Origin of the sequence: Streptomyces sp. NEAU-sy36 (assembly GCF_013423905.1) — a bacterium.
In the GTDB taxonomy this organism is placed as follows: domain Bacteria; phylum Actinomycetota; class Actinomycetes; order Streptomycetales; family Streptomycetaceae; genus Streptomyces; species Streptomyces misionensis.
The window spans coordinates 8062876-8080948 of sequence record NZ_CP058977.1 but is presented as its reverse complement, the minus strand read 5'-3'; the positions used below and the strand labels follow the sequence as shown (position 1 = coordinate 8080948).

General features: G+C 72.2%; 25 protein-coding genes. 10 read left to right on the top strand and 15 right to left on the bottom strand.

Annotated features, from left to right (window positions below; translation table 11 throughout):
- Nucleotides 1-93: 93 nt before the first annotated feature.
- The 10 genes from HZZ00_RS35580 to HZZ00_RS35535 all read right to left on the bottom strand — a co-directional run bounded on the left by HZZ00_RS35580 (nucleotide 94) and on the right by HZZ00_RS35535 (nucleotide 9163).
- Entirely contained in the window at nucleotides 94-1095 is a 1002-nt protein-coding gene (locus HZZ00_RS35580) for an ABC transporter permease (RefSeq protein ID WP_180330144.1), read from the bottom strand.
- Nucleotides 1092-1973 (bottom strand): ABC transporter ATP-binding protein, encoded by an 882-nt coding sequence (locus HZZ00_RS35575; RefSeq protein WP_180330143.1) that lies wholly within the window; start codon nucleotides 1971-1973, stop codon nucleotides 1092-1094. The genes HZZ00_RS35580 and HZZ00_RS35575 overlap by 4 nt, the downstream gene beginning before the upstream one ends.
- Nucleotides 1970-2356, bottom strand: coding sequence for a GntR family transcriptional regulator (locus tag HZZ00_RS35570; protein WP_180330142.1), 387 nt, complete (start codon nucleotides 2354-2356; stop codon nucleotides 1970-1972). The genes HZZ00_RS35575 and HZZ00_RS35570 overlap by 4 nt, the downstream gene beginning before the upstream one ends.
- 91 nt (nucleotides 2357-2447) lie before the next feature.
- Entirely contained in the window at nucleotides 2448-3374 is a 927-nt protein-coding gene (gene mshD, locus HZZ00_RS35565; protein WP_180330141.1) for a mycothiol synthase, read from the bottom strand.
- Nucleotides 3375-3477: 103 nt separating this feature from the next.
- On the bottom strand, nucleotides 3478-4959 hold the full coding sequence (locus tag HZZ00_RS35560; RefSeq protein WP_180330140.1) for a HAMP domain-containing sensor histidine kinase: 1482 nt from the start codon (nucleotides 4957-4959) through the stop codon (nucleotides 3478-3480).
- On the bottom strand, nucleotides 4956-5690 hold the full coding sequence (locus tag HZZ00_RS35555; protein WP_070025133.1) for a response regulator transcription factor: 735 nt from the start codon (nucleotides 5688-5690) through the stop codon (nucleotides 4956-4958). Before HZZ00_RS35555 ends, HZZ00_RS35560 begins: the two co-directional genes overlap by 4 nt.
- A gap of 123 nt (nucleotides 5691-5813) precedes the next feature.
- Nucleotides 5814-6056 carry a hypothetical protein gene (locus tag HZZ00_RS35550; RefSeq protein ID WP_070025134.1) on the bottom strand — a complete coding sequence of 81 codons (243 nt, stop codon included), beginning with the start codon at nucleotides 6054-6056 and terminating at the stop codon, nucleotides 5814-5816.
- 18 nt (nucleotides 6057-6074) lie between these two features.
- On the bottom strand, nucleotides 6075-7097 hold the full coding sequence (locus tag HZZ00_RS35545; RefSeq protein WP_180330139.1) for a S1C family serine protease: 1023 nt from the start codon (nucleotides 7095-7097) through the stop codon (nucleotides 6075-6077).
- 134 nt (nucleotides 7098-7231) lie between these two features.
- The gene (locus HZZ00_RS35540) at nucleotides 7232-8257 is read right to left on the bottom strand and encodes a LacI family DNA-binding transcriptional regulator (RefSeq protein ID WP_180330138.1); all 1026 of its coding nucleotides are present in this window, start codon (nucleotides 8255-8257) and stop codon (nucleotides 7232-7234) included.
- A 126-nt stretch (nucleotides 8258-8383) separates the two neighbouring features.
- The gene (locus tag HZZ00_RS35535) at nucleotides 8384-9163 is read right to left on the bottom strand and encodes a response regulator transcription factor (protein WP_180330137.1); all 780 of its coding nucleotides are present in this window, start codon (nucleotides 9161-9163) and stop codon (nucleotides 8384-8386) included.
- A 181-nt stretch (nucleotides 9164-9344) separates the two neighbouring features.
- Here HZZ00_RS35535 and HZZ00_RS35530 point away from each other — a divergent pair, with 181 nt between their 5' ends.
- The 3 genes from HZZ00_RS35530 (at nucleotide 9345) to HZZ00_RS35520 (ending at nucleotide 11834) form a co-directional block, all read left to right on the top strand.
- The gene (locus tag HZZ00_RS35530; protein WP_180330136.1) at nucleotides 9345-10166 is read left to right on the top strand and encodes a S9 family peptidase; all 822 of its coding nucleotides are present in this window, start codon (nucleotides 9345-9347) and stop codon (nucleotides 10164-10166) included.
- An 80-nt stretch (nucleotides 10167-10246) separates the two neighbouring features.
- The gene (locus HZZ00_RS35525) at nucleotides 10247-10501 is read left to right on the top strand and encodes a MoaD/ThiS family protein (RefSeq protein ID WP_074992850.1); all 255 of its coding nucleotides are present in this window, start codon (nucleotides 10247-10249) and stop codon (nucleotides 10499-10501) included.
- A 4-nt stretch (nucleotides 10502-10505) separates the two neighbouring features.
- On the top strand, nucleotides 10506-11834 hold the full coding sequence (locus HZZ00_RS35520; RefSeq protein WP_180330135.1) for a hypothetical protein: 1329 nt from the start codon (nucleotides 10506-10508) through the stop codon (nucleotides 11832-11834).
- Nucleotides 11835-11853: 19 nt separating this feature from the next.
- Here HZZ00_RS35520 and HZZ00_RS35515 read toward each other — a convergent pair whose 3' ends face one another.
- The 4 genes from HZZ00_RS35515 to HZZ00_RS35500 all read right to left on the bottom strand — a co-directional run bounded on the left by HZZ00_RS35515 (nucleotide 11854) and on the right by HZZ00_RS35500 (nucleotide 13925).
- The gene (locus tag HZZ00_RS35515) at nucleotides 11854-12198 is read right to left on the bottom strand and encodes a hypothetical protein (RefSeq protein ID WP_257585551.1); all 345 of its coding nucleotides are present in this window, start codon (nucleotides 12196-12198) and stop codon (nucleotides 11854-11856) included.
- Complete coding sequence (locus HZZ00_RS35510) at nucleotides 12195-12794, bottom strand: DUF6232 family protein (protein ID WP_257585549.1); 600 nt, start codon at nucleotides 12792-12794, stop codon at nucleotides 12195-12197. The genes HZZ00_RS35515 and HZZ00_RS35510 overlap by 4 nt, the downstream gene beginning before the upstream one ends.
- A gap of 109 nt (nucleotides 12795-12903) precedes the next feature.
- The gene (locus HZZ00_RS35505) at nucleotides 12904-13101 is read right to left on the bottom strand and encodes a DUF397 domain-containing protein (protein WP_180330134.1); all 198 of its coding nucleotides are present in this window, start codon (nucleotides 13099-13101) and stop codon (nucleotides 12904-12906) included.
- On the bottom strand, nucleotides 13083-13925 hold the full coding sequence (locus tag HZZ00_RS35500; RefSeq protein ID WP_180330133.1) for a helix-turn-helix transcriptional regulator: 843 nt from the start codon (nucleotides 13923-13925) through the stop codon (nucleotides 13083-13085). Before HZZ00_RS35500 ends, HZZ00_RS35505 begins: the two co-directional genes overlap by 19 nt.
- A gap of 175 nt (nucleotides 13926-14100) precedes the next feature.
- Between HZZ00_RS35500 and HZZ00_RS35495 the strand changes: the two genes are divergently transcribed.
- The 3 genes from HZZ00_RS35495 to HZZ00_RS35485 are packed head-to-tail and all read left to right on the top strand — an operon-like array spanning nucleotide 14101 to nucleotide 14986.
- Nucleotides 14101-14373, top strand: coding sequence for a hypothetical protein (locus HZZ00_RS35495; RefSeq protein WP_180330132.1), 273 nt, complete (start codon nucleotides 14101-14103; stop codon nucleotides 14371-14373).
- Nucleotides 14370-14600, top strand: coding sequence for a hypothetical protein (locus tag HZZ00_RS35490; protein ID WP_180330131.1), 231 nt, complete (start codon nucleotides 14370-14372; stop codon nucleotides 14598-14600). Before HZZ00_RS35495 ends, HZZ00_RS35490 begins: the two co-directional genes overlap by 4 nt.
- 23 nt (nucleotides 14601-14623) lie before the next feature.
- Nucleotides 14624-14986 (top strand): DsrE family protein, encoded by a 363-nt coding sequence (locus HZZ00_RS35485; RefSeq protein WP_074992862.1) that lies wholly within the window; start codon nucleotides 14624-14626, stop codon nucleotides 14984-14986.
- A gap of 5 nt (nucleotides 14987-14991) precedes the next feature.
- On the opposite strand, the gene HZZ00_RS35480 is transcribed toward HZZ00_RS35485, so the two are convergent.
- The gene (locus HZZ00_RS35480) at nucleotides 14992-15255 is read right to left on the bottom strand and encodes a DUF3099 domain-containing protein (RefSeq protein WP_180330130.1); all 264 of its coding nucleotides are present in this window, start codon (nucleotides 15253-15255) and stop codon (nucleotides 14992-14994) included.
- Nucleotides 15256-15605: 350 nt separating this feature from the next.
- On the opposite strand from HZZ00_RS35480, the gene HZZ00_RS35475 reads away from it, so the two are divergent.
- The 4 genes from HZZ00_RS35475 to HZZ00_RS35465 all read left to right on the top strand — a co-directional run bounded on the left by HZZ00_RS35475 (nucleotide 15606) and on the right by HZZ00_RS35465 (nucleotide 17934).
- Nucleotides 15606-16352, top strand: a complete 747-nt coding sequence (locus HZZ00_RS35475) for a DUF2993 domain-containing protein (RefSeq protein ID WP_180330129.1) — start codon at nucleotides 15606-15608, stop codon at nucleotides 16350-16352.
- Nucleotides 16353-16565: 213 nt separating this feature from the next.
- Nucleotides 16566-16646, top strand: coding sequence for an Ms5788A family Cys-rich leader peptide (locus HZZ00_RS39310; RefSeq protein ID WP_350751515.1), 81 nt, complete (start codon nucleotides 16566-16568; stop codon nucleotides 16644-16646).
- A 124-nt stretch (nucleotides 16647-16770) separates the two neighbouring features.
- Nucleotides 16771-17616, top strand: a complete 846-nt coding sequence (locus HZZ00_RS35470; protein WP_180330128.1) for a sulfurtransferase — start codon at nucleotides 16771-16773, stop codon at nucleotides 17614-17616.
- A gap of 30 nt (nucleotides 17617-17646) precedes the next feature.
- Nucleotides 17647-17934 carry a DUF1416 domain-containing protein gene (locus HZZ00_RS35465; RefSeq protein WP_070025150.1) on the top strand — a complete coding sequence of 96 codons (288 nt, stop codon included), beginning with the start codon at nucleotides 17647-17649 and terminating at the stop codon, nucleotides 17932-17934.
- Nucleotides 17935-18073 lie beyond the last annotated feature (139 nt).

Below are 18073 nucleotides of genomic sequence, written 5' to 3'. Positions count from 1 at the left end.
CGCTCGTGCGGGCGTCTTCCGAACCGACCTCGGCCGGGTGGGCCCGTACGGCCGCGGTCGGGCGGCGTACGGACCCGTGGCCGCGCTAACGGGTCAGACCCTCTTCGTCGTCTTCGGCGGGCGCAGTTCGCCGGTCTGGCGGCGCAGGGTCAGGAAGCAGGCCGTGACCAGGAGCGCGGTGACGGCCAGGAGCAGCGCGCTGGTGGTCAGCTGGAGCGGCCAGAAGTGGGAGGCCGGGTGGAAGACGTCGTAGCGCCCGGCGAAGTCCTTGTACGCCGCGTCGCAGCCGGCCGGGCTGCCGCAGGACGGGACCGGCACATGGGCGCCGTCGCGGGTCAGCATGCCCTGCTCGACGTCGAGTCCGTCGGCGGCGACGAACCGGTCCACGGGGCCGGTGCGGGTGACCGCAGGCCACAGGTGGGGCAGCGCCAGCTCGGTCAGCGCCCGCAGCCCGCCGGTCGCCAGGACGCCGACGACCAGAGCGGGCAGCGCGCGGCGCACCAGCAGGCCGGCCAGGGCGCCGGTCGCGAGCCCGGCGAGGGTGAGGGCCGCGAGGGTGGGGCCGTTCGCATGGAAGGTGTAGCGGTCGTACCACTCCTTGGCGGAGTCGACCCGGTCCACGCCCGCGGCCCAGGCGAGGTGGTGCAGCACGCTCAGCAGGCCGGTGGCGGCCGTGAGGCCGAGCGCCGGGACGGCGAGGCGCACGGTCAGCCAGCGGGCCGGGGACGTGGCCTGCGTCCAGGCGAGCCGGGCGGTGCCGGACTCCAGCTCGCGGCCGGTCAGCGCGGCGCCCGCCCAGGCGGCCACCACGAAGGGCAGCAGGTTCAGCGCGATGGTGGCGTAGTTGTAGTAGTCCTTGTAGCGCATGATCGCGGCCTGGTCGTAGCTGCACCGCGGGTTCATGCCGCACGCCCGGTACTGCCGCCAGCCCTCGGCCGCCGCGTTCACCAGCGGGCCGGCGAGGGCGAGCAGCAGGGCGGCCAGGACGACCGCCAGGGCGGCCCAGGCGCAGAGCGCGGGCCGGTGCAGCCGCAGCAGCCAGCGGGTCTGCCGGGGCCGGTCGGCGGACGGCGTGGTCAGGGTCAGGGCGCTCATGCGGCACGCTCCTCGGTCAGGCTCGGTGCGCCGGGGCTGCGCAGATGGGCGAGGACGAGTTCCTCCAGGGAGGGCGCGGTGGTGCGCCAGCCGTCGGCGACCGGTCCGGCCGGCCGGATCAGCGCGCTGAGCTGGCGGCCGGTGACCCGGGACTCCACCACGGTGTGCGGGCCGAGGTCGGTGTCCGCGGCGGCGCCGCTGATCCGCAGATGGGCGGCGAGCAGCTCGTCGATCTCGCCGGCCAGCCGGATCCGGCCGCCGCCGACCAGCAGCAGGTGGTCGCAGGAGTCCTCCAGCTCCGCGATGACGTGCGAGGACAGCACGATCGTGGTGCCGTACCGGGCGGCCTGCCCCATCAGGGTGCCCATCAGGTCGTGCCGGGCCAGCGGGTCGAGGTCGGCCATCGGCTCGTCCAGGAGCAGCAGTTCGGGCCGCTTGCCGAGGGCGAGGGCGAGCGCGACCCGGGTGCGCTGGCCGCCGGAGAGGGTGCGGACGCGGGCCGCGGGGTCGAGGCCGCCGGCCGCGACGACGTGCTCGGCGACGGCCGGGTCCCAGCGCTCGGGGTTGAGCGCGGCGCCCATGCGCAGCGTCTCGGCGACGGTGAGCTGGGGGTACAGGGGCTTGTCCTGGGCGACGTAGCCGACCCGGGGCCGGGCCTCGGCCGGGGTGGTGCCGAGGACGGCGAGGCTGCCCTCGGTGGGGGCCGTCAGCCCGGCGGCGAGGGCCAGGAGGGTGGACTTGCCGGCTCCGTTGGGCCCCACGACGGCGCACACGCGCCCGGTGGGCAGCCGGAACGCGCAGTCCCGCAGGGCCCAGCCGGCGCGGCGGCCGAACCTCTTCCCCAGAGCGTCGGCCCGCAGGGCCGTGTCGCTGCTCATGACGGTTCTCCCTGGAAGTGCTTGTCGAGTACGGAGGTGAAGAGCGCGGCCACGTCGTCCCGCTCCAGGCCGTCCGCGCGGGCGCGCCGGGCCCACTCCTCCAGCTCCGCGCGCAGCGGGGAGTCGGCCGGGGCGGCGCCCAGCGACCGGCGGACGAAGGTGCCGAGCCCGCGCCGCGCCTCGACCAGGCCCTCCCGCTCCAGTTCGCGGTAGGCCTTGAGGACCGTGTTGGGGTTGATGGCGGTGGCCTCGACGACCTCCCGGGCCGTCGGCAGCTTGTCCCCGGGGCGCAGCAGTCCGAGGCGCAGGGCCTGTTTGGTCTGCTGGACGATCTGGACGTAGGTGGCGACACCGCTGTGCCGGTCGATGCGGTATTCGACCACGCGTTGAACCACCCTTTCACTAATTGAGTAGTGAAAGGGTGGTGCAAGAGAGGGGCGGCCGTCAACACGGCCGCCCCTCGTGCCCCTTACCTCACGTTTCGGTGCGGTACATCAGGTCCGTCTCGTAGGTGCCGAAGCCCAGCCGCTCGTACACCGCCACCGCGGCCGAGTTGTCCGCGTCGACGTAGAGCATCGCGGTCGGCAGGCCCTGCGCGGCGAGGTGGCGCAGGCCGATGGCGGTGAGCGCCTTGCCGAGGCCGCCGCCCTGCTCGCCGGGGCGGACCCCGAGGACGTAGACCTCGCCGAGGCCCTCCTCGGCGTGCACCTTGGTCCAGTGGAAGCCGATCAGCTCCCCGCGCCGCTCGGCGAGGAAGAACCCGGCCGGGTCGAACCACGGCTGGGCCTTGCGGTCGTCCAGGTCCCGCTGGGTCAGCGAGCCCTGCTCGGGGTGGTGGGCGAACGCGCCCGCGTTGACCGCGAGCCAGGCGCTGTCGTCCTTGCCGGGCACGAAGGTGCGCACGGTCACGCCCTCCGGCAGCCGCGGCTCGGACAGTTCGAGGTCGGTCAACGACCGGCGCATCTGGCGCAGTTCGCGGAACAGGGTGAGGCCGAGGACCTGGGCGAGATGACGGGCGGCGGGATGTCCGCCGTGCGCCCACACCCGCAGGCGCTTGCCGGACGCGGCGAGCAGGGCCGAGCCGAGCGCGCGGCCGTGACCGTGCCCCCGGCGCGCGGGGTGGACGACGAGTTCGGCGGCCGGCGCCTCGACCGGGTCGGTGTCCTCCAGCTGGGCGTAACCGGCGAGTTCGCCGTCGGCGGTCAGCAGCAGATGCGTGACGCCCTCGCGGGCACCCCCGCGCAGTTGCAGCCGGCCCTGCTCGGACACCGGCTGCTGCCCGTCGACCCGCGCGGCCTCGCCGAGCAGGGTGAGCACGGCCTCGGCCTGGTCCGGGGTGAGCGCGGAAAGGGTCTCGATGGAGCGGGCGGAAAAGGCCCGTACGGTGTCGTCGCTGCTCATGTGTACGAGGGTACGGGGCGGGCCCGGACGGCGGGCGGAAGTGGCGGCGGACGCAAGGACACGGCGCCGGCGCGGGTGCCCCGGCTGCCGCGGCCGCTCCGGGCTAACCGGCCACCTCGGCCGCGGACGTCTCCGGCGGCGGCACCGGCGCCCCCGGCAGCCGGACCGTCACCACCGTGCCGCCGCCCGCCGCGCGGGCCAAGGCGACCTCGCCGCCGGACTGTTGCACCGTACGGGCGACGATGGACAGGCCGAGACCGGAGCCGGGCAGCGAGCGGGCGCCAGGGGAGCGCCAGAACCGGTCGAAGACGTGCGGGATTTCGTCCTCGGGGACGCCGGGACCGTGGTCGCGGACGGTGAGCACGCCGTCGGCGAGGCGGACCTCGACGGTGCCCCCCTCGGGGCTGAACTTCACCGCGTTGTCGAGGACGTTCACCACGGCCCGCTCCAGCGCGGACGGCTCCCCGCGCACGAACCAGGGCTCCAGGTCCGCCGTGATGGTCAGTTCGGGGCCGCGCAGCCGGGCCCGGCGCAGGGCCGCCTCCACGGTGTCCTGGAAGGAGACCACCTGGACCCGCTCGCCGTGCTGGCCCTCCGACCGGGACAGCTCCTGCAAATCCCCGATCAGGGAGGCGAGTTCGGTCATCTGCGCCTTCACCGAGGCCAGCAGCGCCTTGCGGTCCTCGGGGGGCAGCGGACGGCCCGTCTCCTCGCTGCGGGTGAGCAGTTCGATGTTGGTGCGCAGCGAGGTCAGCGGGGTGCGCAGCTCGTGCCCGGCGTCCGCGATCAGCTGCTGCTGGAGTTCCCGGGAGCCGGCCAGGGAGGCCGTCATGGAGTTGAACGACCGGGACAGCCGGGCCACCTCGTCCTCGGCCTCCTCCTCCACCGGGATGCGGATGGTCAGGTCCTCGGTGCGGGCCATGTGCTCCACGGCCTCGGTGAGCTTGTCCACCGGGCGCAGTCCGGCGCGGGCCACCGCGAGGCCAGCGGCCCCCGCGCCCAGCACGCCCACCCCGGACACCAGCAGCAGGACGAGCGCCAGGTCGTTGAGGGTCTTCTCGGTGTTCTTGAGCGGGACGCCGATCATCATTGCCGCACCGGGGTACAGCTGGGGGCCCACGTTGGTGTCGATCACCAGCGGCATGGTGAGCACCCGGACGTCGTTGCCGTTCGTGTCGATGCCGTTGCGCAGGATGCCGTCGCCGTGGGTGACGGCGTCGCGCACCACCCCCCGGTCGGCCTCGGTGGTCTTCACGGTGCCCGCGGAGTCGCTGGGGACGCAGGCCGTGCCGTCCGGCTTCACCAGCTGGGTGTAGACGGTCTCGCGGGACCGCAGGACACCGTAGGGGGAGGTGTCGGCCGGCTTCTGCGGACATGCGGAGAGCAGGTTGTACACCGTCTCCGCGGCCGGACGCGGCGCCGTTCTGCGCAGATCGTTGTCGACCTGCTCGTACAGCTTGCCCTGCACGATGAACCAGCAGGTCACGGAGACCGCCGCCACCGCGAACGCCACCGCCGCCGCGACCAGCACGGCCAGCCGGGCCCTGATCGGCAGCGAACGGTAGCGCCGCACGAGTCGGCTCACTCGGCGCCGCCCTGCCGCAGGACGTAGCCGACGCCCCGCACGGTGTGCACGAGCCGGGGCTCCCCGCCCGCCTCGGTCTTGCGCCGCAGGTACATCACGTAGACGTCGAGCGAGTTGGAGGACGGCTCGAAGTCGAAGCCCCACACCGCCTTGAGGATCTGCTCGCGGGTGAGCACCTGGCGCGGGTGCGCCATGAACATCTCCAGGAGCGTGAACTCGGTGCGGGTCAGTTCGACCTGCCGGCCGCCCCGGGTCACCTCGCGGGTCGCCAGGTTCATGCGCAGGTCGCCGAAGCTGAGGGCCTCGTCCGCCTGGGCCTGGGGCGAGACGGCCGCCGCGTAGGAGCTGCGCCGCAGCAGGGCGCGGATCCGGGCGAACAGCTCGTCCAGCTCGAAGGGCTTGACGAGGTAGTCGTCGGCGCCCGCGTCCAGGCCGGTCACCCGGTCGCCGACCGTGTCGCGGGCGGTGAGCATGAGGATCGGCAGGGTGTCCCCGCCGCCCCGGATGCGGCGGGCCGCCGTCAGACCGTCCATCCGGGGCATCTGGATGTCGAGGACGACCAGGTCCGGCTTGTACGCCGCGGCCTTCTCCAGCGCGTCCGCGCCGTCGACGGCGACCTCGGTGTCGTACCCCTCGAAGGCGAGACTGCGCTGGAGCGCCTCGCGTACGGCCGGCTCGTCGTCGACGATCAGGATGCGCTGGGTGTCACGGTCGCCTTCGGCGGGGCTCATGCTCGCGATTCCTTGTGGAGGTGGAGGGGAGGGGGCTGGGTTCGGGTTGTCCGTGTCCGGGTGCTTTGGCTCGGTGTCTACAGCCTCCCATGGTGCCGGGCCCGGGGGCCCGGGCGCCAAGGGTCAGGTGCCGAGGACCGCCAGGCTGCGCATCGCGGTCAGCCGGTGCAGCGGCACCTTGCGGCGGTGGGGGCGGTCGGCGGAGCTGCGGCGCAGGCCCATCAGCTGGGGCACCGGCGCCGGGATGATCTCCGGGGCGCGGGGGGCGGGGGCGGCCGGCGCGTGCAGTTGACGCGCGACCGCGAGGGCGAGGGAGAGGTCGGCCGGGCCGCGGCCCGCTTCCTGGTGGAAAACCTGCGTGGTCATGATGTTCCTCCAGACACGCTAGTCCTGCCCGCCCGACCGCAGCTTGGCCAGGTCGGCCTTGACCGTGTTGACGGGGATCGCGAAGCCGAGGCCGATGCTGCCCGCGTCCGAGGACGAGGACTGCTGCTGGCTCGACGAGTACATAGCGGAGTTGATGCCGATGACGTTCCCGGCCGCGTCGATCAACGCGCCGCCCGAGTTGCCGGGGTTGAGGGAGGCGTCCGTCTGGATCGCCTTGTAGGTGGTGGTGGACGAGCCGGTGTCGCCGTTGAACTGGCGGCCGCCGAACTGGAACGGCCACTGACCGTCGCCGCCCGTGCCCTGCCCCTGGCTCTCGTCGGTGGGCACGGTGACGTCCCGGTCGAGCGCGGAGACGATGCCGCTGGTGACGGTGCCGGTCAGGCCCTCGGGGGAGCCGATCGCCACGACCGAGTCGCCGACCTGCACGCCCGCGGAGTTGCCGAGGTTCGCCGCCTTCAGCCCGGAGGCACCCTCCAGCTTGATCAGCGCGAGGTCCTTGGAGCGGTCGGTGCCGACGACGTCGGCGGTGTAGGAGTGGCCGTCGCTGGTGCGGACCTTGACCGACTGAGCGCCCGCGATCACGTGGTTGTTGGTGACGATCTCGCCGTTGCCGGAGATGATCACGCCGGAGCCGGTGGAGGAGCCGTCGGCGAGGGTGGCGTTGATCTCCACCACGCTCGGGCTGACCGCGGCCGCGATGGCGGCGACGTCGCCCCGCTTGCCGGCCGGCACCGCGTTGGTGCTGGTCCCGGTGGCGGTCACGCTGTCCTTGCCGGTCAGCTCCTGGAAGCCGTACGCGGTGGCGCCGCCGACCGCCGCCGCGACGATGGCCACCGCCGCGAGGAGGGCGACCGGACCACGGGTGCGCCTGCGCGCCGGCGGCTCGGGGGCCGGCAGGGGGGCCGTCGCCGCCGGCTCGTACGGCGGCGGGGGCGGCCACTCGGGGTTCACGGGAGCGGAGTAGCCGTACTGCTGACTGTCGTACTCGTACTCGCCGCTGCGGCGGAGGCTCTCGGTCATGCAAGAAGCCTCCCCGGCGACCATGAGAGCTTCCTGAGTGCTCGCTGAGAAGCCCGGCAGAACCTCGTTTGCCCGATATAAAGAAGCATCTCGGGGCTCGGAGCCGGCTCTCACCGGCCTCTCAGACGCGCCTGTCAGGCCCCGCAGCCGCAGGAGGCGCGCACCACCAGGCGGGAGGGGAACGTCTTCAGCCGCTCGCGCCGGGACCCGGCCACCCGCAGCCCGTCGTCCAGCACCAGATCGACCGCCGCCCGGGCCATCGCCGAGCGGTCCGAGGCGACCGTGGTCAGCGGCGGGTCCGCGAACGCGGCCTCCTTGATGTCGTCGAAGCCGGCCACCGCCAGCTCCCGGGGGACGTCGATGCGCAGCTCCCGCGCGGCCCGCAGCACGCCGATCGCCTGGTCGTCGGTGGAGCAGAAGATCGCCGGGGGCCGCCGGGGCCCGGACAGGATGTCCAGCGCCACCCGGTAGGCGTCGTAGCGGTTGTACGGGGCCTCGAACAGCCGGTTCTCGGTGCTCAGGCCCGCCTCCGCCATGGCCCGCTTCCAGCCCTCGACGTGGTCGGAGACCGGGTCGCCGACCGCCGGGGTGTCCGCGGTGCCGCCCATGCAGGCGACGTACGCGTGGCCGTGCTCCAGCAGGTGGCGCACGGCGAGCTGGGCGCCGCCGAGGTCGTCCGTCACCACCGCCACGTCGTCGATCGCCTCGGGGCGTTCGTGCAGCAGCACCACCCGGGCGTCCCAGGCGTCGATCTCGGCGGCGGCGAGGTCGTTCAGCGCGTGGCTGACCAGGATCAGTCCGGAGACCCGCATGCCGAGGAAGGCGCGCAGATAGTGGACCTCGCGCTCGCTGACGTAGTCGGTGTTGCCGACCAGGACCATCTTGCCGCGCTCGGAGGCGGCCTGTTCCACGGCGTGCGCCATCTCCCCGAAGAAGGGCTGGCGGGCGTCCGGGATGATCAGCCCTATGAGGTCGGTGCGCCGCGACGCCATCGCCTGGGCGACCCGGTCGGGGCGGTAGCCCAGCTCCTTGATCGCGGCGAGGACACGCTCGCGCGTTGCCGGGGCGACCGGCCGGGGTCCGTTGTTGATGACATAGCTGACGACGGCGGTGGAGGTCCCCGCCAGCCGCGCCACATCATCCCGAGTCACCTTGGCCACGCGCGGAGTCTACGCGGATTGACCCAGCTCGGGCAGGGTGTTCCGTCCCCTCGCGGGACGTCGGCCGTGCGCGGCCGACGCTTTCGTGCGCGGACTTGGCGAGAATTCGCCGGAAGGTGTGACGGATCAGGCGTCCGCGTGCACCTGGGCGTCCGCCGGCGCGGTGGATGCACCGCTGTTGTCCGCCTTCGCCCGCTTCGCCTCGGCCTTGCCCTTCTCCTCGCTCCGCTCCCCCTTCTCCGGGGTAACGAATCGGTAACCGACGTTCCGTACGGTGCCGATCAGCGACTCGTGCTCCGGACCGAGCTTGGCCCGCAGCCGCCGTACGTGCACGTCGACCGTCCGGGTGCCGCCGAAGTAGTCGTAGCCCCACACCTCCTGGAGCAGCTGGGCCCGGGTGAAGACCCGGCCCGGGTGCTGGGCGAGGTACTTCAGCAGCTCGAACTCCTTGAAGGTGAGATCGAGGACACGGCCCTTGAGCTTGGCGGAGTAGGTCGCCTCGTCCACGGACAGGTCGCCGTTGCGGATCTCCATGGGGGAGTCGTCGTGGGTGAGCTGCTGGCGTCCCAGCGCGAGCCGCAGCCGCGCCTCCACCTCGGCCGGTCCCGCGGTGTCGAGCAGCACGTCGTCGATGCCCCAGTCGGCGGTGACGGCGGCGAGCCCGCCCTCGGTGACCACGAGGACCAGGGGGCAGCCGGGGCCGGTGGAACGCAGCAGCTGGCACAGGCTGCGCACCTGCGGCAGGTCGCGGCGGCCGTCGATGAGGATGACGTCGGCGCCGGGGGTGTCGACCAGGGCCGGCCCCTCGGCGGGGGCCACCCGGACGTTGTGCAGCAGCAGGCCGAGGGCGGGCAGGACTTCTGCCGACGGCTGGAGGGCGTTGGTCAGGAGCAGCAGAGAACTCATATATCTGGTTCCTCCTCGGTCCCTGCGAGAACTGTGCGGACGGGCACTGCTCTTGCGTTCCCGAAGGCCCCGTACACCGGCGGTCACCCGAGGATCACCGCTTCGTATACAACGCTTCCGAAAGCACAAAAGGACCCGGTGGCTACGCTGCCCGAGTCCTCTGCCCAGCAGAATAGCCCACATGAACAACCGCCCGGCAGCTCATGTGGCACGTTCCACCGTACGTCCGGATGACGAGACAGGCAGACGGGGTCCTGTCCGGACATTTCTGCGTACGGCCGACGGAACTCCGGTGGAGGCCGTGTACGAGCCGGGCCCGGCCGCGCCCGGCACCGGCCCGGTCCTGGTGATCGCGCACGGCTTCACGGGTGACGTCGACCGGCCGCACGTGCGCCGGGTGGCCGCCGGGCTCGCCCGGCACGGCGCCGTCGTCACCTTCTCCTTCCGGGGCCACGGGCGCTCGGGCGGGCGTTCCACGGTCGGCGACAAGGAGGTGCTGGACCTCGCGGCGGCCGTCGAGTGGGCGCGCGGCTTCGGGCACGACCGGGTGGCGACCGTCGGCTTCTCCATGGGCGGCTCGGTGGTGCTGCGGCACGCGGCCCTGTACCCGGGCACGGTCGACGCGGTGGCCGCCGTGAGCGCGCCCGCCCGCTGGTACTACCGGGGCACCGCCCCGATGCGCCGGCTGCACTGGCTGGTCACCCGCCCGACGGGCCGCCTGGTCGGCCGCTACGGCCTGCGCACCCGCATCCACCACCGCGACTGGGACCCGGTGCCGCTCTCCCCGGTGGAGGCGGTCCCCCGGATCGCCCCGGTCCCCCTGCTCATCGTCCACGGCGACCGCGACGGCTACTTCCCGCTCGACCACCCGCGCATGCTCGCCGAGGCCTCCGGCGGGCACGCCGAACTCTGGCTGGAGCCGGGCATGGGCCACGCGGAGCACGCGGCGGACGACGCCCTGGTGGACCGCATCGGGGACTGGGCCGTCCGCCGGTCCGGCTAGCCTGACCCTGTACTTACTGACATTCCCCAGCCGTTCGACGGCCGTGAAGGCCCGTCGAACGCCGTCGATTGAGGAACCAGATGCCCAAGGTCACGGTGCGCTACTGGGCCGCCGCCAAGGCCGCGGCCGGAGTCGCCGAGGAGCCGTACGACGCGGCGACGCTCGCCGACGCGCTGACCGCCGTGCGCGAGCGGCACCCCGGTGAACTCACCCGCGTGCTCCAGCGCTGCTCCTTCCTGATCGACGGCGACCCCGTCGGCACGCGCGCGCATGAGACGGTACGGCTGGCCGAGGGCGGCACGGTCGAGGTGCTCCCGCCGTTCGCAGGAGGGTGAGCCGATGAGCGACCAGCCGTACCAAGGCGGCCCGTACCAGGGCTACGACCCGAACCAGCAGCACCCCCAGTGGCCGGGGCACCCCTCCGCCCAGGGCGGTCACGACCCCGACGACACCCAGCACTGGCAGGGCCAGACCTGGGAGACCCAGACGCACGCGCCGGTCCAGCCGGTGCGGGCGGCGGAGGAGACGGCGTACCTGCCGCCGGTGGGGGAGTCGCAGGGCGGCCGGCAGTACCCGCAGCAGCCGTACCAGCAGCCGCAGTACCAGCAGCAGTATCCGCAGCCGCAGTACCAGCAGCAGCCGTACCCGCAGCAGGGTTTCCAGCAGCAGGACGTGCGGCATGGCCGGTTCGCGGACTCGTACGGCGGCGGGGTGCCGCAGGGGCAGCCGCAGCCGGTGGTCCAGCCGCAGCCGGTGGTGCACTCGGGCGCGCAGCCGATGGCCCAGCCGCAGCCGCAGCCGCAGCCGCAGCCGCAGCCGGTGGCGGAGGCCGCCCCCGCCCCCGCTCCCGCGGCCGGTGCCCCCGAGGAGGAGCCCGCCTACGGTCCCGCCACCCTCGCCGGCAACGCCCGGATCACCGACGCGCAGCGGGCGCGGCTGGAGGGCCGCTCGCCGATCATCGAGCCCGGCATGCAGCCGGCGCTGCTCACGGCTGTGCTGGGACTGCTGCTCGCGGGTGCGGCCGGGCTCGGTACGTTCGCGCTCGTCGTCCCGCTGGTGGTGCTCCAGGCGGTGACGGCGGCGGGCTGGTTCCGGCTGAACGGCATGTGGCCGGCCCGGCAGGGCATCGCGCTGGCGTTCCTGGGCGGTCTGGTCGCGGACGCGGCGGTGCTCGCCGCGGGCCGCGGTGACGCCCCGGCGGCGATCCTCGGCACGCTCGGCGTCTGGGTCCTGCTCTCCCTGGTCCTCCAGCTCCGCTCGCACGCCTCGCCGGACGAGCGGATGTACGGCCTGATGGCGACGGTCGCCTCGGCGGCGCTGGCGATCCCGGCCACCGGCTACCTGGGCGCCGACCCGCACGCGGCCTCCGTGGGCGCGGCAGCCGTGGCGGTCGCCGTGCTGGCCCGCGCGCTGCCGCTGCCGACCCCCGTCTCGATCGTGGTCTCCCTGCTCGCCGCGGCGGGCGCCGGCATCGCGGTGGGCGGCATGACGGGCTTCGGCACCAAGGGCGCCCTGCTCGGCGCGCTGGCCGCCGCCTGCGCCCTGATCGGCCACCGCGTCGCGAGCTACGACTACCCCTCCCGCTTCGTCCACTTCACCGCGGGTGTCGCCCTGCCGCTGTCGGCGGCGGCACCGGTGGTGTGGGCGCTGGGCAGGGTGCTGGGCTAGCCGGAAGGCGGCCGGTCCGCTAGCGCACCAGCTCGATCAGCCGGCCGACCGCTTCGGCGAGCGGCCGGCCCACCGTTCCGACGGCGGCCGCGATCTGCGCGAGCGAGGCCAGCATGAGGCCGCGCTCGCGCAGCGCACCGCGGTCGGGGACCAGCTCGGGCAGGGCCTCCTCGACGGTCCGCGCCTGGTCCTCGGTGAGGTGCTCGTGCAGGCCCCGCAGGTGGCGGGTGAGTTCCTCGACGGCGACGCGGAGTTCGGCGTCGGGGGCGGCGCCGTAGGCGGTGCCGAAGTTGAAGCCGATGTTGCCCTGGCCGCCGTGCATGTTGGCCACGGGCCCGTAGTTGTTGGTCGTTCCGTCGCTCACAGCTTGAACCCCGTGTTCCCCCGGCCGCCGCTCATGTTGACGACAGGGCCGTAGTTGTTGGTGCTGTTGCTGTGGTACTGGTGCACGATCGCCGTGAATTCGGCTTCCGGGTGGTTGATCGCGTGCACGATCTGTCCGGCGATGCGCTGCAACTCCTCCAAGCTCGGCAGGGTGACGACCAGCTGGGCCCCGCCGGCCGTCTCGACGGCGAGGACCGGCTTCCCCCGGGCGAAGAGGTCCCGGCAGAAGAAGCAGACGAGGGCGATCAGGAGGACGAGCAGGGGACCGCCGAGGCGTGCGTCGCCCCCGCTCCCGGCTTGGGCCGCGGCCGCGATCACGACGATGACCAACAACCACATCAGGAGGCGGCCGGCGGCCGACCACCGGTCGGGTTTGGCGACGTAGGGGTTGACCAGGGTGATGTTGCGCAACGGAATGGCCGCCTCCCCGATCCACAGCATGCGCCCGCGAACGCCGAGGACGACGGTCTCGTCTTCGGCGGGCGTCTCCGCAGGATCGGGCGGTACCGGCGGTAAGGGCGGTACGGGCGGTGAATCGGGCGGCGGTGGCGTGCCGCTGTCGTCCGGAAAGCTCATGTGTCCCCCTGGGAACGCTCCGGCCATCCAGTGTGAACGCGCGTCCATACCAAGGGAACCCAAAGAAACCGGCTACTCGGCGCGGAGGCGGGATCCGCCTCCCGCATGGTCAGCCGACCTTGGTCCCGTCCACGAACGCCTCCCAGGCGGGAGCGGTGAAGAGGAGGGGGCTGCGGCTGGTGTCCTTGCTGTCACGGACGGGGACGAGGGAGGGGAGGTTGTCGGAGACCTCGACGCAGTTGCCGCCATCCTGGTTGCTGTAGCTGCTCTTGCGCCACGTGACGGTGCTCAGATCGATGGCTCGCATGGCGCTTCCTCCAGCATCCGCTTGATGAACTCCCGCGATTCGTCCGGAGATAGGGCCAAATCGCGTACTCGATCGTATCGGAACTGGAGTACCTCAACAGCCCTTGGTTCCTGGACGAGTTCGCCCGAGTAACCCGTCTCGACCCAGGCGAAGGTCCGCCCCTCGGCGTCTCGTAGGAACATGGCGTCCGTGTTCGTCAGTGCGTGCAGGCCGGCCGACAGCGGCAGCACTTGGACGATGACGTTTGAGCGCTCTCCCATCGTCAGAAGATGGCTCAATTGCGCGCGCCACGCATCCGGATCACGGAGCGGGCTGTGCAGCACCGTCTCGGCGATGATTGCCCTGAACTGTGGTCCACCGTCCGCGAGTAGTAGTTCGCGGCGCCCCATGCGAGCCGTCACCTGCGCGTCCAGGTCCGTTCCGCTCTGCCCGCCCTGCTTGAGCAGTTCCGTCGCGTACTCAGGAGTCTGCAACAGGCCAGGGATGAGGCACGGCGCGAACTGCCACATGCTCACCGCCCGGGTCTCCAGCGACATGTACTGCCAATACCGCTCCTTGAACTGCTTCGGGTCAGCCTTCGCCAGCTCCCACAGCGTGAGTAACTTGTCACCCGTGCCGTAGAACGTGTCCAGGGCCATCACGGTCTCGGGGCCTCCGAGAGACTGGCCCTTCTCCATCTTGCTGAAGAGGGTCGGGTCCCAGCCCACCTGTGCGGCCAACGCCCGGAAAGTCAGTTGGCGTTCGTCCCGGAGTAACCGCAGTTCCTCGATGAAGCGAGCCCTCGGCTCCTGGCTGCGACCCGTGATGGCCTGTCGCTGCGGCACCGCGCCCTCCCCGCCTAGTGGAATTTGTGTAACTGGCCCCGCCCCAACCTGCATGAGGTGCCGTTCCGCGCGTTTTCCGTCCCAGCGTTGGGTCATCCTCGTATCAGCTCAGGAGCACACAGAGTAGTGCAACTGTCGCATTCGGTATAGAAGCTGGAGCAAAGGAGCAAACCAGATGAGCACGGATCCGGTCACCCCGGAGACCCAGGCCGTCCTCTACGACCGCGCACGCCTCAGCGCCGAGGTGCGGATCGCCAACGAGCGCGCCCAGGTGCTGCCCCCGGACCCGGACGACCTCAGCCGCCCGCCCCGGCCGGTGCCCGGCTGCCCGGTGTGCCTCACCCTCGGGGAGCGGCGCGCGGTGGCGCGGACCGAGTGCGACCGCAGCGGGGAGGCCGATGCGAACGTGCTGCTGCGCCGGCACCAGCGGCAGGAGCACCGCGGATGACCCGGCGCCCCCCGCAGGGAGACCGCGTCCCGCTCAGCCCCGGATACGCGATCCCGCCACCGCTGTTCCCGCCCGCGCCCTGGCCGCACCTGCCGGAGGCGCCCGCCCCCGTCGCCGCGCCACGGCACCGCAGGTCCCGCACGTACGACGGCGCCTTCGTGAGCGGCGTGCTGACGCTGTTCAGCCTGGCGAGCCTGCTGGTGGCGATCGCCGTCGTGGCGGTCTGAGCGGGCCGGGCTACGCTTCCCGCATGGCGAAGAAGCTCGTGATCAAGGTGACGGCAGGGGCCGATGCCCCGGAGCGCTGCTCGCAGGCGTTCACGGTGGCGGCGGTGGCCGTGGCCAGTGGGGTGGACGTCTCGCTGTGGCTGACCGGGGAGTCGTCGTGGTTCGCGCTGCCCGGCCGGGCCGCCGAGTTCGAGCTGCCGCACGCGGCCCCGCTGCCCGACCTGCTCGACTCCCTCCTCGCGGCCGGCCGCGTCACGCTGTGCACCCAGTGCGCGGCCCGGCGGGAGATCACCGAGAAGGACGTGATCGAGGGCGTCCGCATCGCGGGTGCGCAGGTCTTCGTCCAGGAGGCGCTGGCGGACGACACCCAGGCGCTCGTCTACTGAGCCCGTTACCGGCGCGGGCGCTTTTTGCCGTCCAGCTCGTCCCACCACTCGTCGGACTCGGGGTCGCCGGAGGGGTCGTCCCACCAACGGTCCTCCGGCCCCCGGCGGTTGGCGATCATCGCCGCGACCGGCGGGATCACCATGGCCACGACACACATGCCGACCGCCGCCGGGACGGACCAGATCCGCACGACCCCCCACGCCAGGACGAAGAGGCCCACGCAGATCCCCATCATGGCGAAGTACACGTGACGTCGCCGTGCGTACATGTCTCCAGGGTAGGACCGAGGGGCCGGTTCAGCGCCATGGCGGAGGGCGCCGACCGGTGGGAACGGGCGGCGCGAAGACCGTGTGCGGCAGGCGGTGGTGGGACGGCGGACGGAGTCCGGCGCAGCGGGCCCGAAGCCTGCGGAGCGGTGCGAGGGACGCGTCAGGGAGCGGTCACGTGACGCCGCCGTGCGTACATGTCTCCAGGGCAGGACCGAGCGGCGGGTTCAGCGCCCTCGTTTCCGGTCGCCGCTGCGGCGCCTGTCACAACTGATCGACAATTGTCCGTGCCCCCGCCCGCGCGGCGTTACCGTGGCGTAGCCGTGCCACGCCGACCCGGGGGAACCACCACATGCGCGCCCTGCGAATACTGCTGATCCTCGTCGTCGTCCTGGGCGGGCTGTTCGTGATCGTGGACCGGGTGGCGGTGCACTTCGCCCAGGGCCAGGCGGCGGACAAGCTCAAGGAGAACGAGAACCTGGCGTCGACGCCGGACGTGCACATCAAGGGCTTCCCGTTCCTCACCCAGGTCGCCGGCGGTTCCCTGGACGACGTCGAGGTCGGCATCAAGAGCTACGACGCGGCCACCGGCGACGCCGGCAAGACGATCCGCATCGACGACCTGAAGGCCGACATGAAGGGCGTCTCCTTCTCCGGCGACTACAGCTCGGCGACCGCCTCCAGCGCCACCGGCACCGCCACCATCACCTACGACGAGCTGCTGAAGACGGCCAAGCCGGAGCCGACCGAGATCCTGCCCGGGGTCAACGCCCAGGTCGTCAGCCTCGCCGACGGAGGCAACGGGAAGATCAAGGTGACGGCCAAGGTGAGCGGCACCGTCGCGGGCGCCATCCCCGTCAACCGCACCGTCTCCGTCCTCAGCACCGTCAGCGTCGTCCACGACAAGGTCGAGGTGCACGCCGACTCGCTGCCCGCCGTCACCGGTCTCTCGGTCGCCGAGGACCGGGTCCGCACGATCACCGACTTCCAGCAGGCCATCGATCGGCTGCCCGGCGGCATCAAGCTGGACAAGGTGGAGGCCGCCCAGGACGGCGTGCGGATCACCGTGCGGGGTTCGGACGTCAAGCTGGCGGGGTAGGGAGCCCGGGGACCCGGACACCCCGCCCGAACGCCGTCCGTCCGAGGGGCGAGACGGTGATGTCCGTTCCGTAGATGCGAGGACGCGACGCGAGCGCCCGGAGGCCGTCGGCCGGCCACCCGGGCGCTTTTTCGTCCCGTCATTCGGACGATCGCGTCTCGCCATACGACATGCCGGTGACACGCGCGCCCCGACGTCCCTACGATCGGCACCATGAAGCGACAGGCGGATCTCACGAAGCGGCGGGCAGTCGACCTGTGCCGCGTTGCCGCCATGCTCTGTCGCCCCTTCTGAGCGGAACGTCCGAGACTTCCGCGTCTTCACCCCGCCCTGCTGGGCACCCGTGCGCCGCCCGCACCCCGGGCGCGCCCCTTCGTACCCGCACGCCCCGCCGTAACTGCCCCGGAGGAGAAAGAGCATGAGTCGCAGCGACGTCCTGGTCGACGCCGACTGGCTGCAGGAGCACCTGGACGACCCGACCATCGCGATCGTCGAGGTGGACGAGGACACGTCCGCCTACGAGAAGAACCACATCAAGAACGCGATCCGCATCGACTGGACCAAGGACCTCCAGGACCCGGTGCGCCGTGACTTCATCGACCAGGAGGGCTTCGAGAAGCTCCTGTCGGAGAAGGGCATCGGCAACGACCACACGGTCATCCTCTACGGCGGCAACAACAACTGGTTCGCCTCGTACGCCTACTGGTACTTCAAGCTGTACGGCCACGAGAACGTCAAGCTCCTCGACGGCGGCCGCAAGAAGTGGGAGCTGGACGCCCGCGAGCTGGTCGCCGGCGACGAGGTGCCCGAGCGCGCCAGGACCGAGTACAAGGCCAAGCCGCAGGACGCCTCGATCCGCGCCTTCCGCGACGACGTCGTGGCGGCCATCGGCACCCAGAACCTGGTCGACGTCCGCTCGCCCGACGAGTTCTCCGGCAAGCTGCTCGCCCCGGCCCACCTGCCGCAGGAGCAGTCCCAGCGCCCCGGCCACGTGCCGACCGCCCGGAACATCCCGTGGTCCAAGAACGCCAACGACGACGGCACGTTCAAGTCGGACGAGGAGCTGAAGGAGCTCTACGCCGCCGAGAACGTCGACCTCGCCAAGGACACGATCGCCTACTGCCGCATCGGTGAGCGCTCGGCCCTGACCTGGTTCGTGCTGCACGAGCTGCTCGGCGTGGAGAACGTAAAGAACTACGACGGCTCCTGGACCGAGTACGGCTCCCTCGTCGGTGTGCCGATCGAGCTCGGCGCCAACAAGTAAGCGACCCCAAGCGACCTCTGGAGAAACAGCATGTGCGGAGCGAAGGCCGGCGGCCCCGACGCCTCGGCGATCAAGCCCGGTGAGACCACCATCCAGGGCCAGGTGACCCGTGACGGCGAGCCGGTGACGGGCTACGTCCGTCTGCTCGACTCGACCGGCGAGTTCACCGCGGAGGTTCCGACCTCGGCGACCGGTCAGTTCCGCTTCTACGCGGCCGAGGGCACGTGGACCGTCCGCGCGCTGGTGCCCGGCGGCACCGCCGACCGCACGGTCGTCGCGCAGCAGGGCGGGCTCGCGGAGGTCGCCATCGCCGTCTGACCGGCAGCACGCGGAAGGGCCGTACCCCTGGGTTGGACGCCAGGTGGGGTGCGGCCCTTCGGCATGTCCGAGCGCCGCGTGCTTCCCCGAATCGTGACCTCGCCCCCTACAACTACATGCACATGTCACGGGTCTGCTG

Coding starts and splice junctions, on each gene's coding strand:
- HZZ00_RS35480 (WP_180330130.1), bottom strand. CDS start 15,255: ATGTACGCACGGCGACGTCACGTGTACTTCGCCATGATGGGGATCTGC.
- HZZ00_RS35505 (WP_180330134.1), bottom strand. CDS start 13,101: ATGCGAGCCATCGATCTGAGCACCGTCACGTGGCGCAAGAGCAGCTAC.
- HZZ00_RS35545 (WP_180330139.1), bottom strand. CDS start 7,097: ATGACCGAGAGCCTCCGCCGCAGCGGCGAGTACGAGTACGACAGTCAG.
- HZZ00_RS35510 (WP_257585549.1), bottom strand. CDS start 12,794: ATGAGCTTTCCGGACGACAGCGGCACGCCACCGCCGCCCGATTCACCG.
- HZZ00_RS35575 (WP_180330143.1), bottom strand. CDS start 1,973: ATGAGCAGCGACACGGCCCTGCGGGCCGACGCTCTGGGGAAGAGGTTC.
- HZZ00_RS35520 (WP_180330135.1), top strand. CDS start 10,506: ATGAGCGACCAGCCGTACCAAGGCGGCCCGTACCAGGGCTACGACCCG.
- HZZ00_RS35535 (WP_180330137.1), bottom strand. CDS start 9,163: ATGAGTTCTCTGCTGCTCCTGACCAACGCCCTCCAGCCGTCGGCAGAA.
- HZZ00_RS35550 (WP_070025134.1), bottom strand. CDS start 6,056: ATGACCACGCAGGTTTTCCACCAGGAAGCGGGCCGCGGCCCGGCCGAC.
- HZZ00_RS35525 (WP_074992850.1), top strand. CDS start 10,247: ATGCCCAAGGTCACGGTGCGCTACTGGGCCGCCGCCAAGGCCGCGGCC.
- HZZ00_RS35470 (WP_180330128.1), top strand. CDS start 16,771: ATGAGTCGCAGCGACGTCCTGGTCGACGCCGACTGGCTGCAGGAGCAC.
- HZZ00_RS39310 (WP_350751515.1), top strand. CDS start 16,566: ATGAAGCGACAGGCGGATCTCACGAAGCGGCGGGCAGTCGACCTGTGC.
- HZZ00_RS35465 (WP_070025150.1), top strand. CDS start 17,647: ATGTGCGGAGCGAAGGCCGGCGGCCCCGACGCCTCGGCGATCAAGCCC.
- HZZ00_RS35490 (WP_180330131.1), top strand. CDS start 14,370: ATGACCCGGCGCCCCCCGCAGGGAGACCGCGTCCCGCTCAGCCCCGGA.
- HZZ00_RS35580 (WP_180330144.1), bottom strand. CDS start 1,095: ATGAGCGCCCTGACCCTGACCACGCCGTCCGCCGACCGGCCCCGGCAG.
- HZZ00_RS35555 (WP_070025133.1), bottom strand. CDS start 5,690: ATGAGCCCCGCCGAAGGCGACCGTGACACCCAGCGCATCCTGATCGTC.
- HZZ00_RS35530 (WP_180330136.1), top strand. CDS start 9,345: ATGAACAACCGCCCGGCAGCTCATGTGGCACGTTCCACCGTACGTCCG.
- HZZ00_RS35485 (WP_074992862.1), top strand. CDS start 14,624: ATGGCGAAGAAGCTCGTGATCAAGGTGACGGCAGGGGCCGATGCCCCG.
- HZZ00_RS35475 (WP_180330129.1), top strand. CDS start 15,606: ATGCGCGCCCTGCGAATACTGCTGATCCTCGTCGTCGTCCTGGGCGGG.
- mshD (WP_180330141.1), bottom strand. CDS start 3,374: ATGAGCAGCGACGACACCGTACGGGCCTTTTCCGCCCGCTCCATCGAG.
- HZZ00_RS35495 (WP_180330132.1), top strand. CDS start 14,101: ATGAGCACGGATCCGGTCACCCCGGAGACCCAGGCCGTCCTCTACGAC.